This window comes from Lentzea sp. HUAS TT2 (genome assembly GCF_051853195.1).
In the GTDB taxonomy this organism is placed as follows: domain Bacteria; phylum Actinomycetota; class Actinomycetes; order Mycobacteriales; family Pseudonocardiaceae; genus Lentzea.
Genome location: NZ_CP196667.1, coordinates 2,633,571 through 2,649,005, shown reverse-complemented (window position 1 = coordinate 2,649,005; position 15,435 = coordinate 2,633,571). Strand labels below are relative to the sequence as shown.

The 15,435-nt window shown below is 67.7% G+C and carries 11 protein-coding genes; 3 read left to right on the top strand and 8 right to left on the bottom strand.

All coding sequences use genetic code 11. The features are described 5' to 3' along the window. Positions 1-5 precede the first annotated feature (5 nt). The 7 genes from ACSHWB_RS13210 to ACSHWB_RS13180 all read right to left on the bottom strand — a co-directional run bounded on the left by ACSHWB_RS13210 (position 6) and on the right by ACSHWB_RS13180 (position 10,770). The gene (locus tag ACSHWB_RS13210) at positions 6-2,114 is read right to left on the bottom strand and encodes a hypothetical protein (RefSeq protein ID WP_439662323.1); all 2,109 of its coding nucleotides are present in this window, start codon (positions 2,112-2,114) and stop codon (positions 6-8) included. Positions 2,115-2,123: 9 nt separating this feature from the next. Then, complete coding sequence (locus ACSHWB_RS13205; RefSeq protein ID WP_439662322.1) at positions 2,124-2,891, bottom strand: amino acid ABC transporter ATP-binding protein; 768 nt, start codon at positions 2,889-2,891, stop codon at positions 2,124-2,126. Then, complete coding sequence (locus ACSHWB_RS13200) at positions 2,888-3,685, bottom strand: amino acid ABC transporter permease (RefSeq protein ID WP_093595366.1); 798 nt, start codon at positions 3,683-3,685, stop codon at positions 2,888-2,890. The genes ACSHWB_RS13205 and ACSHWB_RS13200 overlap by 4 nt, the downstream gene beginning before the upstream one ends. Positions 3,686-3,756: 71 nt before the next feature. Beyond that, complete coding sequence (locus ACSHWB_RS13195; RefSeq protein ID WP_439662321.1) at positions 3,757-4,575, bottom strand: ABC transporter substrate-binding protein; 819 nt, start codon at positions 4,573-4,575, stop codon at positions 3,757-3,759. A 241-nt stretch (positions 4,576-4,816) separates the two neighbouring features. Beyond that, positions 4,817-7,471, bottom strand: coding sequence for an MGH1-like glycoside hydrolase domain-containing protein (locus tag ACSHWB_RS13190; RefSeq protein WP_439662320.1), 2,655 nt, complete (start codon positions 7,469-7,471; stop codon positions 4,817-4,819). 113 nt (positions 7,472-7,584) lie between these two features. Beyond that, positions 7,585-9,282 (bottom strand): ATP-binding protein, encoded by a 1,698-nt coding sequence (locus ACSHWB_RS13185; RefSeq protein WP_439662319.1) that lies wholly within the window; start codon positions 9,280-9,282, stop codon positions 7,585-7,587. A 69-nt stretch (positions 9,283-9,351) separates the two neighbouring features. Next, positions 9,352-10,770 (bottom strand): M20/M25/M40 family metallo-hydrolase, encoded by a 1,419-nt coding sequence (locus ACSHWB_RS13180; RefSeq protein WP_439662318.1) that lies wholly within the window; start codon positions 10,768-10,770, stop codon positions 9,352-9,354. Between the two features lie 355 nt (positions 10,771-11,125). On the opposite strand from ACSHWB_RS13180, the gene pdhA reads away from it, so the two are divergent. From pdhA to ACSHWB_RS13165, 3 genes are read left to right on the top strand one after another with little or no spacing between them, the layout of a single operon-like run. Then, complete coding sequence (gene pdhA, locus ACSHWB_RS13175) at positions 11,126-12,322, top strand: pyruvate dehydrogenase (acetyl-transferring) E1 component subunit alpha (RefSeq protein ID WP_439662317.1); 1,197 nt, start codon at positions 11,126-11,128, stop codon at positions 12,320-12,322. Further along, positions 12,322-13,347, top strand: a complete 1,026-nt coding sequence (locus tag ACSHWB_RS13170; RefSeq protein ID WP_439662316.1) for an alpha-ketoacid dehydrogenase subunit beta — start codon at positions 12,322-12,324, stop codon at positions 13,345-13,347. Before pdhA ends, ACSHWB_RS13170 begins: the two co-directional genes overlap by 1 nt. Before the next feature lie 14 nt (positions 13,348-13,361). After that, positions 13,362-14,744, top strand: coding sequence for a dihydrolipoamide acetyltransferase family protein (locus ACSHWB_RS13165; RefSeq protein ID WP_439662315.1), 1,383 nt, complete (start codon positions 13,362-13,364; stop codon positions 14,742-14,744). A 63-nt stretch (positions 14,745-14,807) separates the two neighbouring features. Here the strand turns inward: ACSHWB_RS13165 and ACSHWB_RS13160 are convergent, their stop codons facing one another. Beyond that, the gene (locus ACSHWB_RS13160; RefSeq protein ID WP_439662314.1) at positions 14,808-15,425 is read right to left on the bottom strand and encodes a hypothetical protein; all 618 of its coding nucleotides are present in this window, start codon (positions 15,423-15,425) and stop codon (positions 14,808-14,810) included. Between the last annotated feature and the right edge of the window lie 10 nt (positions 15,426-15,435).

Here is a 15,435-nt window from a genome sequence, read left to right as displayed (position 1 = left end):
GAGTTCTACCGTTTGAGCATCCGCGTCAGACCGGCCGCCACGGTCGTCGCCAGCACCCAGCCCGTCACGATCAGCCCCGACGCGATCCACTGCGACGCTCCCGGCGTCTGCCAGCGGTTCTTGTTGCCGAAGTCGACGATCGGCACCACCAGGTCGATCGTGTAGAGCCACGCGTTCCACGGCAGGTGGTCGTCGTCGTTGATCTCGATCAACGGTCCCTTGACCTGGAACCAGATGCTGCCGACGACCCACGCCGCGATCAGCCACCCGAGCGCACGCGCCGGGCGGTAGCCGTAGCCGACCATCGACCGTTGCAGGAAGCTCCACACCAGCACCAGCGGGCCGAAGAACCGCATGCCCTCGGCGACCGCGCGGTACCGCAGGCGTTGCTTCTCGATCAGCACGGTCGAGGCGTGCTCCTCGTTGCCCGCCGCGGTCAGCATCTCGGCGAACTGGTCGTACGGGCGCGGGTGGTAGCTGCGCCGCATCGCCTGCCGCAGCCAGCGCAGCCGCTGCTGCACCTGGTCGTCGTCGCGCAGGTCGATCGGGTAGGCGAGCGAGTCGTAGCGGAAGTCGTCGAGGTCGATGAAACCCGTGGCGTTCCAGAAGTTCTCGTTGTCGTCCAGCGACGTGCAGCGCGCCTGCCGCAGCGTCACCAGGCCCTTGGGCGGTGACACGACGTTGAGCATCAGCTCCTGGACCTGCATGCCCATGGCGTTCAACGCGTGGCTGTCGAGCTTGTACCCGAGCACCGCGCCGTTGAAGTTCGCCATGCGCCCGATCACCGCGCGACGGCACCGCACGCCGCCGTGCGCGACGAACTCCTTCTCACCGCGCGCGCAGATGAGGTCACGGCCGATCGTGGCGCCGCCGATGTCGAGCGACGGCTTCTCGCGCGGCTGGTGCCGGTACTTGCCCGGCTTGATCAGCCGGCTGCCGCGCAGGTCGAGGTTCGCGCCGACGGTGATGCCGCGCAGCTCCAGGCCGCCCGCGACGTCGGACTCGCGCACCACGAAGTTGCTGCCGATCTGGGAACGGTTGGCCAGCAACGCGTCCGCGGCCGGATTGTCCACAGTGGCCCGTTCGATGGTGATGCTGCCGCGCACGTGCGTGTCGACCATGCGCAGCTGGCCCTTGATCCGGATGCCCCTGCCGACGACGTCACCGCCGATCTCCGCGCCGTCGACGTGCAACGCGCGCCCGGAGCCGGTCGGGTCGGTGCCGACCGCGGGAGGCGACACAGCGTCTAAAACGGCGTCCGCCAGCGACAACGTGCCGCCGATCTTCGCGTTCACCGCGCGGATGGTGCCCTGGCTGGTGAAACCGCGGTCGAGCTCCAGGTCTCCGGAGACGTCCACGCGGTCGAGGATCAGCGTCGCGGACGGGTCGTCGTGCGGGTCGTTGGTGTCGGCGAACTGCGATCCGCGCGAGAGCATGGCGCCGCTCAACGACAGCGTCGAGCTGATCCGGGAGTTCGACAGGAACACCACGCCGTGCGAGGTGAACGCGCCGAGGAAGTTGCCGCCGACCTGCATTCCGTTGCCGTTCAACGTGAAGCCGTCGGCGTTCTCCAGCACCGAGCTGCCGAGGTTGACGTTGCCGCCGATGCGCGAGCCCGCCAGCCGGATCTCGCCCTCGGCGATGATGCCGAACCCGAGCAACGCGCCGGCGATCGTCAGCCGGTCACCGTGCAGGCACAGTCCGCCGGGAACGCTGAAGCTGCTGTCGCGCAACAGGACCGAGCCCGCGATCTCGGCATCGGTGAGGTCGACCAGCCCGGTCAGGCGACTGCCGAGCAACGAGACGTCGTTGCCGCTGTGGAGGTTGCGCGCCTGCAGCCCCGGCAGGTCGCAGTCGGTGAATGAGATGCCGGCCAGGTTCGCCTGGCGCAGGTCCGGTGCCGCCTCGAACTGGCAGCGCTCGAACTCCAGCACGTAGGGCACCTCGACCGCGCGCAGGTCGAGCACGTCGGTGACCACCCGGTCCACCACGCGGATGACGGGTGGGGTGCTCGGCTTGCGCCGAGGCAACCTCCACCCGCCTCCACCAGCGTTCTCGTTCTCCCCCAACAGCCCCCGCAGCACGTCCGCCGCGGCGACTCTCCCCCTCGCCACCGGACCAGGCTAGGCCGGGTCGCGGGGGCCGTGGTGCGTCGGGTCGAGCACGCGCGCCAGGAACTCCTGGGTGCGCGACTCCTGCGGGTTGCCGATCACCTCGGCCGCCGGGCCCTCCTCGACGATGTAGCCGCCGTCCATGAAGATCACCTTGTCGGCGACCTCGCGGGCGAACTGCATCTCGTGCGTCACGACCAGCATCGTCATGCCCTCGTCGGCGAGCTGGCGCATCACGCCCAGCACGTCACCCACGAGCTCGGGGTCGAGGGCCGAGGTCGGCTCGTCGAACAGCATCACGTCGGGGTCCATCGACAACGCGCGGGCGATCGCCACGCGTTGCTGCTGACCGCCGGAGAGCTGCGCGGGCATCGAGTTGGCCTTCTCCTTCAGGCCGACCCGGTCCAGGTTGCGCAGGGCGATCTCCTGCGCCTCCTTCTCGCCGCGCTTGAGCACCTTGCGCTGCGCGACCGTGAGGTTCGCGAGCACGTTCAGGTGCGAGAACAGGTTGAACGACTGGAAGACCATGCCGATCTTCGTGCGCGCCAGGTCGATGTCGACGTCCTGGTCGGTCAGCTCGACGCCGTTGACGACGATCTTGCCGTCGTTGGGCTCCTCGAGCAGGTTCACGCAGCGCAGCAACGTCGACTTGCCGGAACCGGACGGGCCGATGATGCAGACCACGTCACCGCGGTTGACCGTGACGTCGATGCCCTTGAGGACGTCCAACGTGCCGAACGACTTCTTCAGTCCGGTGATCTCAACGGAAATCTCGCTCACAGGACGGACACCTTCTTCCCGCCGGAGCGGCGCTCCAGGTACCGCGACAGGTACCCGAGAGGCAACGTGATGATCAGGTAGCACAGACCGACGACGAGGATCGGGGTGAGGGACGGGCTGCGGCTCAGCGTCTCCCGCCCGAACTTCGTCAGCTCGTACTGGTCACGGGCGAGGCCGATGATGTAGATCAGCGAGGAGTCCTTGGTCAGCAGGATCAGCTCGTTGGTCAGCGGCGGCAGGATGATCCGGAACGCCTGGGGGATCACGATGGTGATCATCGCGCGGCCCTGGGACATGCCCAGCGAGCGCGCGGCCTCGACCTGACCCTTCGGCACGGCCTGGATGCCGGCGCGGATGGTCTCCGCCATGTAGGCGGCACCGACGATGCCGAGCGCCAGCATGACCGTGGAGTAGATGTCGAACTGGATCTGGAACGCCAGCGGCACGCCGAACGCGAGACCGATGAACACCAGCAGCGCGGGGATACCGCGGAAGAACTCGATGTAGACGGTCGCGATCCAGCGGTACGGCGCGATCGACGACAGCTTCATCAGCGCGAGCACGAGGCCCAGCGCGAGGCCGAACGCGAATCCGAGCGCCGTGTAGATGAGGGTGTTCTTCAACGCGATGGTGATGACGTTGGGGAACATGTCCCCCATCGTCTTGAAGTTGAAGAAAGCCGTGCGGATCTGTTCCCAGTCGGCGAGGAACGCGATCACCAGGGCGATGACGACGAGCAGCGTGTATTGCGAGTACCGGAAGTATTCGGCCCGCTTGCGCTTGGACAGCGCCATGGTCTGACTCCTAGCGGATGTGGTTCGGACACGAACGGGGCGGCGTCACCGCCGCCCCGTCGTTGGTGGAGCTACTTCTTCTCCGGCTTCTTGCCGAACCACTTCTGGTAGATCTCGTCGTACTTGCCGCTCTCCTTGGCCTTCTTCAGGACCTCGTTGACCTTGGTGGTCAGAGCGGTGTTGCCCTTCTTGATGCCGATGCCGTACTGCTCGTTCGTGTTGAACTCGGCGGAGACGGCGGTGTCCGGGAACTCCTTGACGTAGTCGAAGAGCACGCCGTTGTCGTTGATCGCGGCGTCGACGGCGCCGGTGCGCACGGCGGTCTCCATCAACGGGAGGTCCTCGAACTGGATGACCTCGTAGCCGTTGGCGGCCTTGTTGTCGTTCGCGTAGATCTCACCGGTCGTGTCCTGCTGGACGCCGATCTTCTTGCCCTTGAGGTCCGCCAGGGCCTTGATGGGCGAGTCCTTCTTGACCAGCAGCGCCTGCGTGGCCTCGAAGTACGGGTCGGAGAAGTCGATCGCCTGCTTGCGCTCTTCCTTGATCGTCATACCGGCGGCCGCGAGGTCGCACTGGTTGGCGTTGAAGCTCGCGCCGGACGTGATCGTCTCGAACTGGGTGTCGAAGATCTCCTGCTTGACCTTCAGTTCGTCGGCGATCAGGTCGACCAGGTCGACGTCGAAGCCGACGGTCTTGTCGCCTTCCGTGTACTGGAACGGCTTGTAGGACAGGTGGGTGCAGGTGACGAGCTTGCCTTCCTTGACAAGCTTGATGCCACCGTCGGTGGTGCCACCACCGCTGTTGGTGCTCGTCGCGCAACCGGCGAGCGCGGTCAGCGCTAGGGCCGCTGCGGGCAGCAGGGCGAGCACGTGCCTGGATCGACGAGCCACTGCGTCACTCCTCGTAACTGTCGCGGACGAGTGAACGGGATCCTGCCACTCGGGTGACGTGGTGGACAGCACGTGCGTGTTACAGGCCACTGCCTTGCAATGATCCTGCGTCAAATCACTGATTCGATCGCAAAATCTTGCGCGATTTGGCTCAGATCACACAACTTATTCACGTATTGCGCACGAATGATTACGATACGCGAGTGTCTCCTTGATCAGGATTTGATCACGACGGTGCTGGTCAGCGTGTTCTTTCGGTCATCAGACCGGCCACGAGAGCGGTCCAGCCGGTCTGGTGCGTCGCGCCGAGACCTTCACCCGTGTCCCCGTCGAAGTACTCGCTGAAGGTGACGTGCCTGCGCCAAAGCGGTGACTCGGAGGCCTCGATCCGCTTGCCGTCCGACGGCCGGCGCCCGTCGTGGTCGGGCAGGAAGAGCCCCACGAGCCGGTCGCTCAGCTCGTCCGCCACGGTGCCCGCGGTGACCCAGCGTCCGGAGCCCGTCGGCATCTCGACCTGGAACATGCCGTCGTGGAACGCGCAGACCGTGCGCAGCGCCTCGACCAGCAGCGCGTTGGTCGGCAGCCAGACCGGCCCGCGCCAGTTCGAGTTGCCGCCGAACATCGGCGTGTGCGACTCGCCCGGCTCGTAGCCCATGCGGTGGTCCTGGCCGGCGACGTTGACCTCGAGGCCCTCGCGGTGGGCGGCGGACAGGCTCCGGATGCCGTGCGGCGACAGGAACTCCTGCTCGTCCAGCATCCGGTGCAGCACGCGCTTGAGCTTGCCCTCGTCCAGCAACGACACGAAGGCGCCGCGCTCGTAGTGGAAGGTGATGAACTGCCGCAGTTCCGGCCGCCGCTTGAGCAGGTGCTCCAACCGGCTGGTGAACCCGTGCAGGTCGCTGAGCACCCACGGTTCGAGGACGGCACTGGCCAGCAACGGGATCAGGCCGACCATCGACCGCACGCGCACCGGCTCGGACTCGATGTGGCCGTCGGGCCGTCGCCGCGAGACGCGGTCGTAGCAGAAGCCGTCCTCGTCGTGCCAGATGCCGCGGCCGTGCGACCCGAAGTGCGTGAACGCCTCCGCGATCGACAGGAAGTGCTCGACGAACTTCGTGGCGACGTCCTCATAGGACTCGTCGTCGCGCGCCAGCTCCAGCGCGATCTGCATGAGGTGCAGGCTGTACGCGGCCATCCACGACGTCGCGTCGGACTGCTCCAGCCGCCACTCGCCGAGCATCGGCTCGGACCTGTTGACCGGTCCGATGTTGTCCATGCCGAGGAACCCGCCCTCGAACAGGTAGCTGCCGTCGGCGTCCTTGCGGTTGACCCACCAGGAGAAGTTGAGCAGCAGCTTGTGGAAGACCTTGGCGAGGAACCCGCGGTCCCTGCTGCCGTCCGCGCGGTAGACCTGCAACGCCGCCCACGCGTGCACCGGCGGGTTGACGTCGCCGAACTCCCACTCGTAGGCGGGAATCTGGCCGTTCGGGTGCATCATCCACTCACGGCAGAACAGCAGCAGCTGCTCCTTCGCGAACGCCGGGTCGACCAGCGTGAACGGGATCGTGTGGAACGCCAGGTCCCACGCCGCGAACCAGGGGTACTCCCACTCGTCCGGCATCGAGATCACGTCGGCGACGTCGAGGTGCCGCCAGTGCACGTTGCGCGCCTCGGGCGTTCTTCGGCTCGACGGCGCCTCGGGCTTGGTCGGGTCGCCGTCCAGCCAGTCGCGGGTGCGGAACCGGTAGTGCTGCTTGGTCCACATCAGCCCCGCGAGCGCGCGCCGCAGCACGTGCTTCTCCTCGGGACTCGTGCCGGGCGCGATGTCGTCGTGGAACTCGTCGGCCTCGATCTTGCGGGCGCGCATGGTCTCCTCGAAGCTCGGCCCGAACGGATCGAGGTGCCCGTCGCCACCGACGAGCCGGACCCGGATGGTCACCGTCTCGCCGGGCTCCACCGGGTCGAACGAGTACCAGGCTGCGAACTTCGTGCCCGCCGCACCAGGATCGTCCGGCCCCACGACCTGACATGTGGACGTGCTGCCGTGCACCACGTAGTTGCAGATGCCGTCCTTGGCCCACGGCGACGGGTTGCGCTCGGCCCCGAAGAGCGACATCTCGTTGCTCTCGTTGTCCGTCATGAGCATCGACGGCGAGTCGTCCAGATGCAGCGTGTACCGGCCGAGATTGCCGTGGTCGGCAGTGACCTTGCGTCCGGTCGTGGTGCTCGCCACGAGCTGGCACGGCCGTTGGTCCCGCCCCCACGCCCACGTGTTGCGGAACCACAACTGCGGCAACAGGTGCAGCGGCGCGTCCTCAGGCCCGTGGTTCGTGGCGCTGATCTCGATGCAGATGTCGTCCGTCTCGGCCTTCGCGTAGGTGACCTGCACGTCGAAGAACCGGTTCTCGTCGAGGACCCCGGTGTCCGCGAGCTCAGGCTCGCGGTTCTCCCGCCCGGCGTTGCGCGCCATCTCCCGCAGCTGGCCGTAGGGGAACTCGCGCTGCGGATACCGGTAGACCACCTGCATCCAGGAGTGGGTGGGCGTCCCGTCGGTCACCCACCAGTGCTCCTTGACGTCCTCACCATGGTTGCCCTCGTCGTTGGTGAGGCCGAAGTACCGCTCCTTGAGGATCGGGTCCTTGCCGTTCCACAGCGCCACCGCGAAGTTCATGAACCCGTGCACGTCGCAAATACCGGCGATGCCGTCCTCGCCCCACCGGTAAGCGCGCGCACGAGCGTGGTCGAACGGGAACGAGGCCCACGCGTCACCCTCGGGCGAGTAGTCCTCGCGGACCGTGCCCCACTGGCGACCCGAGAGGTACGGCCCCCACAGCCGCCACGGCGAGGTCGGTGTGTCCGACTCCGCGAGACGCGCCCGTTCCGCTTGTTCGCCCATCGTCCCAGTGTGGGACACCAGGTCGGACGGGCGGTCGGGCCCACGTCTTGTCTGAGTTTTTCCTCACTAAACAACGGGTGGAATGGAGGCCGGGTGTGACCTGTTCGGCGTACTCACCGGGTACCTGTCCACAGGTACCTCCGCTTGGGGCTCTTGGGCGCGCCTTCCGCCCTGACCAGGCCTTCCTTGATCAGCTCCTCCAGGCGGAGGAGCACCGTCGGGCGCGAGTAGCCGGTAGCCGAGATGAGCTCCTTGGCGCTCGCCGAACCGAGCGTGCGCAGTGCTTCGGCGACATCGCTCTGGGGCGGGGCGATCGTGAAGAGGTCAGGAGCCTCCGCGGATGCGCCCAGCGAGTAGGTGGCGTACCGGCGCCCGCCCGTGCGTACGGCGAGTCCCTTGTTCGCCAGGTCACGCAGCACGGCTGTCGCATCAGCTTGGCTCGCGCCGAACTGCCGAAGAGCCGCATTGCTGATCGGTCGGCCGTGGTACATCGTCGCGAGGGCGAGTTCGTGCAGCTGAGTGAGTCCTGGCTCGTGCAGCTGCGCGAGCCATCGGCGCGTTGCGGGGTCGAGCAGCTCCGACCTGCTGAACTCGACCTCGAACCGGTTCGCGAAGTTGCGGAAGATCGGTCGTGCCAGGCCTGACCGCTGCAGCTCTTTGATCATCGAAGGGACACCGGAGGCCCTGTTCTCGGCAACGAGCCGGTCGCTCACCGGGAGGTAGGTGTCGGACAGCAGGGAGGCCAGGAACGAGTTGCGCGACGAACTCACTCCTTCGGTGCCGAGATCCTCCAGCACCACCGGCCCGAAGAGCCCTCCAGGGCTGCGCACGAGCAGCCGGTCGGGATGCAGCTCGATCTGGACCTGTGTGCCACGGGTCCCACCGCTGTAGTCGCGGTGCAGCAGGGCGTTGACCACGGCTTCCCGGACGGCTTCCATCGGGTAGTCGAGCTGTTCTCGTCGACCGCTGCCGTCGACGTGCGTCCGGACTCGCATGTGCCGGCGCAGCACCGCCATCGTCTCGGACACGAGTTCTGGAACCGGACCACGAATCACCGGGTTGTCGTCGAAGCGCGGACCGGTTTCGTCGCCGCTGTACACCACGACCGACACGGTCAGTTGCGGGAAGTACTGCTGGGGATAGGTGCCGAACGTCAGCAACCCGCCGAGAGACGGCACCAACGCTCCGTCCTCGGCTCTTACCAGCACACGCAGCCGTTCCAACGCCGTGACCTCGTCCATGTCGCGGAAGGCTCGCGACGTCTGCCGCACACGTTCGATGGTGCGACCGAAGGACACGCGGTCCAGGTCGCCGATGACTGCATCGGACACGGCTTCCAGGTCGTAGCGAGGCTGACCGCGGTTGGCGATCGCCAGGCCGATCTCCGCCTGCGTCATCCTGCGATCCCCATCGCCGACACGCACGTAGGAGCCGGTGGCGATGCCTTTGGACTCCACGTAGCACGGGCGATGGTCGGAAGGCAGCGGATCGATCTCCGCCAGAACGATCGGCCGGCCCTCGAACTCGACGACATCCACCGCGATGCGCAGGGGTGGGTGAAGGCAGTCGCTCGCCATGGCGGCCAGGTCGTCGCGCAACTTGGCCGCGTCAGCGAGCTGGGCTGGACGGAAACCATCGTTTTCGTCCAGCCCGAGCACCAGCGTTCCGCCATTGGTGTTGGCGAACGCCGACAGACTTTCAGCAGCGCTCTTCGGCAAACCGCCGGCAGCGGACTTCACCTCGACGTCGCACATCTCCGCACCTGTCCGGCGCAGGCGTTCGATGAGTGACTGCAGGGTCGATGTGTCCAACTGCGCTCCAGCTCTCAACTCTCAAACGAAATTTAAGAGTACCTTAGAGTAGTTGAGAGTAGCGGAGCGTTAGTTCTGTCGAGAATGCGAGTCGAGGACCAGCGCGACGGCCTCGGTGACCCGAGCCGCGTGCGCCAGGTGCAGCCACTCGTCCGGCACGTGGCAGTTCGAGTCCGGCCCGATCACGCCCGTCACCACGAACTGAGCCTCCGGGTAGGCCTCGTGCAGCAGCCCCATGAACGGGATCGAGCCACCCAGCGACACGGTCCGCCACGGCGCGCCGAAGATCTCCTTGCCCGCCTCGTCCAGCACGGCGGACAGCCACGGGGCCAGCTCGGGCGCGTTCCAGCCGTCGGCCGACTCGACCCGGGAGAGTTCCACCGTCGCGTTGTAGGGCACGTCGGTGGTGAGCTTCTCGCGCACCGCCTCCAGGGCGGCCGCGGCGGAGGCCGTCGGCGGCAGGCGGAACGACAGCACCAGCGAGGTGAACGGCCGCAGCACGTTGCCGGCGTCGTCCGGCAGCGGCAGGCCCTCGGCCCCGGTGACGGACAGGGTCGGCCGCCACCCGGAGTTCAGCGCCAGCTCGACCTCGTCGTCGGAGACCGGCTGCAGGTCGCCGACGCGCGGCACCGCACCCCACAGCGCGCCCGGCGCGGCTTCGACGGCCTCGCGGACCTCGGCCAAGCGGTGTTCGGGGATCTCGACGTGCATCTCCGGGACCAGGATCTCGCCGGTCTCCGAGTCCTCGATCCGGTCGAGCAGCTGCCGCGCGATCCGGAACGACGACGGCACGATGCCCGACGCCATGCCGGAGTGCAGCCCGCCTTCCAGCACCCGCACGGTGGCTGTGACCTGCACCAATCCGCGCAGCGACGTGGTCAGCCACATGCGGTCGTAGTCGGAGCCGCCCGAGTCGAGGCAGACGACCAGGGACACCTGGCCCAGCCGGTCGGAGAGGTGCTCCAGGTAGGCGGGCAGATCGGGCGAACCCGACTCCTCGCCGGTCTCCAGCAGCACGACGCAACGGGCGTGTGAACCACCTCCGGCGCGCACGGCCTCGATGGCGGCGACCGCGGCATATCCGGAATAGCCGTCATCCGCCGCGCCACGCCCGTAGAGACGTCCGTCACGCAGCACGGGGGTCCACGGACCGAGCCCTTCGCTCCAACCGCCCACCGGTGGCTGCTTGTCCAGGTGTCCGTAAAGCAACACGGTGTCGTCGGACGAGTTACCGGACGCGGGCACGTCGACGAGCAGGAGCGGCGTGCGTCCCGCCAGTTGGACGACTTCGAGCGTCGCTCCAGGCAGGTCTCGTGACTCGATCCAGAGGCGCACGTGCTCGATCGCGGCGGCCAGTTCGCCGTGCTCTTCCCAGGCGGGATCGAACGCGGGCGAGATCGCCGGCACGGCGACGAGCCGAGACAGGCTCGGGACGATGTCGTCGTCCCAGAGCGTCCTGACGGTGCTGGTCACAACTGAGCGGTCCACCTCTCGATCCTGTCACGACTCCGCCTCTGCTCGCGTGCTTAGCCTCTTACCAGGAGGCCCGCAGCTAAGTTAACGATCGGTAACCGGGACAGTGTCGTCCGGTAATCGGACGGCCTAGTCGGAGGACAAAAGGTCGAACCTCCGACTGTTGTCGCTGATCAGAACGTTGACTCGTGTGTTACGAAGTGGGACGGGTCTCACCAACTCGGGTGAGGCCGTGTCAGGATGTGGTCGTAAGCCACCGTCACCGTCGACGGCTGCCTCCGGCCCCACAGGGTTGGCGGCGACCGCCGACGTCGCCGCACGAGGTCGTCACGAGCGATCAGGCGGTCGGAGTAGACAGAGGAGAAGGCGCATGTCGTCCCCTGAGCAATGGACGCACCCTGAGCCGGATGCAGCGCCGGCCGCCACTGCCGCAAAACCGACAGCGGAACAGGTGATCGCAGGCTTGCGAGCGACAGACGAGGGCGGCGCCGACCTGGTGCAGCTCCTCACCCCGGAAGGTGAGCGGGTAAGCCACCCCGACTTCGACATCGACATCACGGCGGAGGAACTGCGCGGTCTGTACCGCGACATGGTCCTGATCCGCCGGGTCGACCGCGAGGCGAACGCCCTGCAGCGCAAGGGCCAGCTCGGCATCTGGGTGCCGCTGCTCGGCCAGGAGGCCGCGCAGATCGGTGCCGGCCGTGCGATGCGCCAGACCGACATGGCGTTCCCGAGCTACCGCGAGCACGGCATCGCGTGGACGCGCGGGATCAACCCGACGGAGCTGCTCGGCATCTTCCGCGGCACGGACCAGGGCACCTGGGACCCCGTCGAGAAGCGCTTCCACCCGTACACGATCGTCATCGGCAACCAGGTCCTCAACGCGGCCGGGTACGCGATGGGCCAGAAGTTCGACGGCAAGGTCGGCGACGACGAGGGAGAAGCCACCATGTGCTTCTTCGGCGACGGCGCGACCAGCCAGGGTGACGTGCACGAGGGCTTCGTGTGGGCCGCGGTCTACGACGCGCCGCTCGTCTTCTTCTGCCAGAACAACCAGTGGGCCATCTCCGAGCCCACCGAGCGCCAGTCGCGCCTGCCGCTGTACCAGCGCGCCCGCGGCTACGGCTTCCCCGGCATCCGCGTCGACGGCAACGACGTCCTCGCGACGCTCGCCGTGACGAAGTGGGCGCTGGACGAGTGCCGGCACGGCAACGGCCCGATCCTGATCGAGGCGTTCACCTACCGGATGGACGCGCACACCACCTCCGACGACCCGACGCGCTACCGGCTGTCGGACGAGCTGGAGATGTGGAAGCTCAAGGACCCGATCGAGCGCGTGAAGGTCTACCTGGTCCGTCAGCAGTGGGCCGACCACGAGTTCTTCGACAGCGTCGAGGCCGACGCCGACAAGCTGGGCGAGGAGCTGCGGGAGTTCTGCACGAACATGCCCGATCCGCCCGCTGAACGGATCTTCAGCAACGTCTACGCCGAGGGCAACCCCAACCTCGAAGCGCAGCGCGACGAATTCCTCGACTACGTCTCGGGTTTTGCTGGAGGTGAGCACTGATGGCTGCTCCGACCATGGACCGTTCCACGGCCGCTGCCCCGGCTTCCCCGGTGCAGACGCTCACCATCTCCAAGGCCCTGAACATGGGCTTGCGGGCGGCCATGGAGGCCAACCCCAAGGTCATCATGATGGGCGAGGACATCGGCAAGCTCGGCGGCGTCTTCCGCATCACCGACGGACTGCAGAAGGACTTCGGTGAGCAGCGCGTGCTCGACACGCCGCTCGCGGAGTCCGGCATCATCGGCACCGCCGTCGGCCTCGCGATCCGCGGCTACCGCCCGGTGTGCGAGATCCAGTTCGACGGCTTCATCTTCCCCGGCTTCGACCAGATCGTGTCGCAGGTCGCGAAGCTGCACTACCGCACACAGGGCAAGATCAAGCTGCCCATCGTGATCCGCGTGCCCTTCGGTGGCGGCATCGGTGCGGTCGAGCACCACTCGGAGTCGCCGGAGTCGTACTTCGCGCACACCGCCGGCCTCAAGGTCGTCTCGTGCTCGAACCCGGCCGACGCCTACTGGATGATCCAGCAGGCGATCGACAGCGACGACCCGGTGCTGTTCTTCGAGCCCAAGCGCCGTTACTACGAGAAGGGCGAGGTCGACACCACGGCCCAGCCCGGCAAGCTGTTCGAGTCGCGGGTGCTGCGCACCGGCACGGACGCGACGCTGGTCGCGTACGGCCCGATGGTCCGCACCTCGCTCGACGCCGCAGCGGCCGCCGCGGAGGACGGGACCTCGCTCGAGGTCATCGACCTGCGCACGCTGTCGCCGCTGGACCTCGCGCCGGTCTACGACTCGGTGCGCCGCACCGGCCGCCTGATCGTCGTGTCCGAGGCGCCGTCCGAGTCCTCGATCAGCAGCGAGATTGCAGCGAAGGTCCAGCAGGAGTGCTTCTACTCCTTGCAGGCACCGGTGCTGCGGGTGACCGGTTTCGACACCCCGTACCCGCCCTCGAAGCTCGAGGAGGAGTTCCTCCCCGACCTCGACCGGGTGCTGCACGCCGTCGACCGCTCTCTCGCCTGGTAAGGGGACAACCGGAAATGCCGCAGTTCAAGCAGTTCCCCTTGCCCGACACGGCAGAGGGGCTGACCGAGGCCGACATCCTCACCTGGCACGTGAAGCCGGGTGACACCGTCAAGGTCAACCAGATCATCGTCGAGATCGAGACGGCCAAGGCCGCCGTCGAGCTGCCGTGCCCGTGGGCCGGTGTCGTGACCGAGCTCCTCGCGGAGCCCGGTCAGACCGTCGAGGTCGGTGTCCCGATCATCACGATCGACACCGACCCCGGTGGCGCGGCCGCACCCGCCCCCGCTCCCGTCGCGGCGGAGGCGAACGGCAGCTCGTCCGGCAAGATCGGCGAGGAGATGCCGGGCGGGCGCATCGCGACGCTCGTCGGCTACGGCCCGAAGTCCGGTGCCGCGAAGCGCCGCGCCCGCAAGGACGCGCCTGCCGCTCCCGCCGCTGCTCCTGCCGCGGCCGTCGTGGCCCCGCCCGCTCCTGCTCCCGTTGTGGCACAACCCGTTGTGGTGGCCGCCCCGGTGCAGACGCCGGGCGGGTACGTGCCGCTGGCCAAGCCGCCGGTGCGCAAGCTGGCCAAGGACCTCGGGGTCGACCTGTACGCGCTCACGGGCTCCGGCCCTGACGGCGTGATCACCCGCGAGGACGTCGAGACCGCGGTGGCGGCCCCGGCCGCCGCTCCCGCAGCGTCCTATGTGGACAACGGCTCGCGCGAACGCCGGGTGCCCATCAAGGGTGTCCGCAAGGCGACCGCGCAGGCGATGGTGGACAGCGCGTTCACCGCGCCGCACGTCACCGAGTTCCTGACGGTCGACGTCACGCCGATGATGGAACTGCGCGCGCGCCTGAAGAACGCGCCGGAATTCCGGGGCGTGAAGCTGACGCCGCTCGCGTTCTGCGCGAAGGCGATCGTCCTCGCGGCCCGTCGTACGCCGGACGTCAACGCGACGTGGGACGCGGCGGCGAACGAGATCGTCTACAAGGACTACGTCCACCTGGGCATCGCGGCCGCCACGCCGCGCGGCCTGGTGGTGCCGAAGGTCCGTGACGCGGACCGGATGTCGTTGAAGGAACTGGCGATCGCGCTCGACGAGCTCGCCACGGTCGCCCGCGAGGGCAAGACCTCGCCGGCCGACATGATGAACGGCACCATCACGATCACCAACGTCGGCGTCTTCGGCGTCGACACCGGCACGCCGATCCTCAACCCGGGAGAGTCCGCGATCCTCGCCCTCGGCGCGATCCGCGACATGCCGTGGGTGGTCGACGGCGAGATCAAGATCCGCAAGATCTGCCAGCTCGCGCTCTCCTTCGACCACCGCGTGGTCGACGGTCAGCAGGGCTCGCAGTTCCTGGCGGACGTCGGCGCGCTGCTGGCCGAGCCGGGCATCGCGATGACCTACTGATCACACGGGCCGGGGGTGGTTTCCGTTGCTGTGCAACGGAAACCACCCCCGACCCACTTCGTCCTACGGCTTCTGCCGAATGGTGGCCCTGACGGCCTCCAGGCGCAGACCCTGGCCCTCGGTGCCGACGATCGGGCCGAAGCCGACCGGCTGGCAGTTCGGCCCCTGCCACCCGACGAACTGCACGTGGCCCTCAGCGCACGTGGGCAGAACGGTGCTGCCGACGAACAGCGCCTCGACTCGCAGGCTCTGGCCGCTCGTGCCGACCTCCAGGACCAAGCCGTCCTGCACGCACCGCTCGCCCTGCCAGCCGATGTTCTGGACGTGCGCGTCCGCGCAGGTCAGGCCGCCCGTACCGGTGGCGATGATCTGGATCGCCTCGAGACGGAGGTCCCGGCCGGTCGTGCCCGCGTCAGCCGCCGCGTCGGGTCCGTTGTCGCAGTCCCACTCCTGCCAGCCGACGTTCTGGACGTGGCCGCGGAAGCAGAAGTACGGGTCCTCCGCGTTCAGGCCCTTCGCCTGAGCCGGGAGGTCCGTCACGGCCTTGCCGGGCGTGACCACGGCTCCCTTGACGGCGCGGCTCTGGTTGCTGTCCGGCTTGGACGGTGCGGCCCCCGCCGGTGCGACCAGCGCACCGAACAGAACGGCTGCGATACCCGCGCCGCTCACGATGGTTCTCATGGCATGCGAA

Bases quoted from the DNA above. Each gene is read 5' to 3' on its own strand.
- ACSHWB_RS13200 (WP_093595366.1), bottom strand. From the start codon at position 3,685: ATGGCGCTGTCCAAGCGCAAGCGGGCCGAATACTTCCGGTACTCGCAA.
- ACSHWB_RS13170 (WP_439662316.1), top strand. From the start codon at position 12,322: ATGGCTGCTCCGACCATGGACCGTTCCACGGCCGCTGCCCCGGCTTCC.
- pdhA (WP_439662317.1), top strand. From the start codon at position 11,126: ATGTCGTCCCCTGAGCAATGGACGCACCCTGAGCCGGATGCAGCGCCG.
- ACSHWB_RS13160 (WP_439662314.1), bottom strand. From the start codon at position 15,425: ATGAGAACCATCGTGAGCGGCGCGGGTATCGCAGCCGTTCTGTTCGGT.
- ACSHWB_RS13165 (WP_439662315.1), top strand. From the start codon at position 13,362: ATGCCGCAGTTCAAGCAGTTCCCCTTGCCCGACACGGCAGAGGGGCTG.
- ACSHWB_RS13190 (WP_439662320.1), bottom strand. From the start codon at position 7,471: ATGGGCGAACAAGCGGAACGGGCGCGTCTCGCGGAGTCGGACACACCG.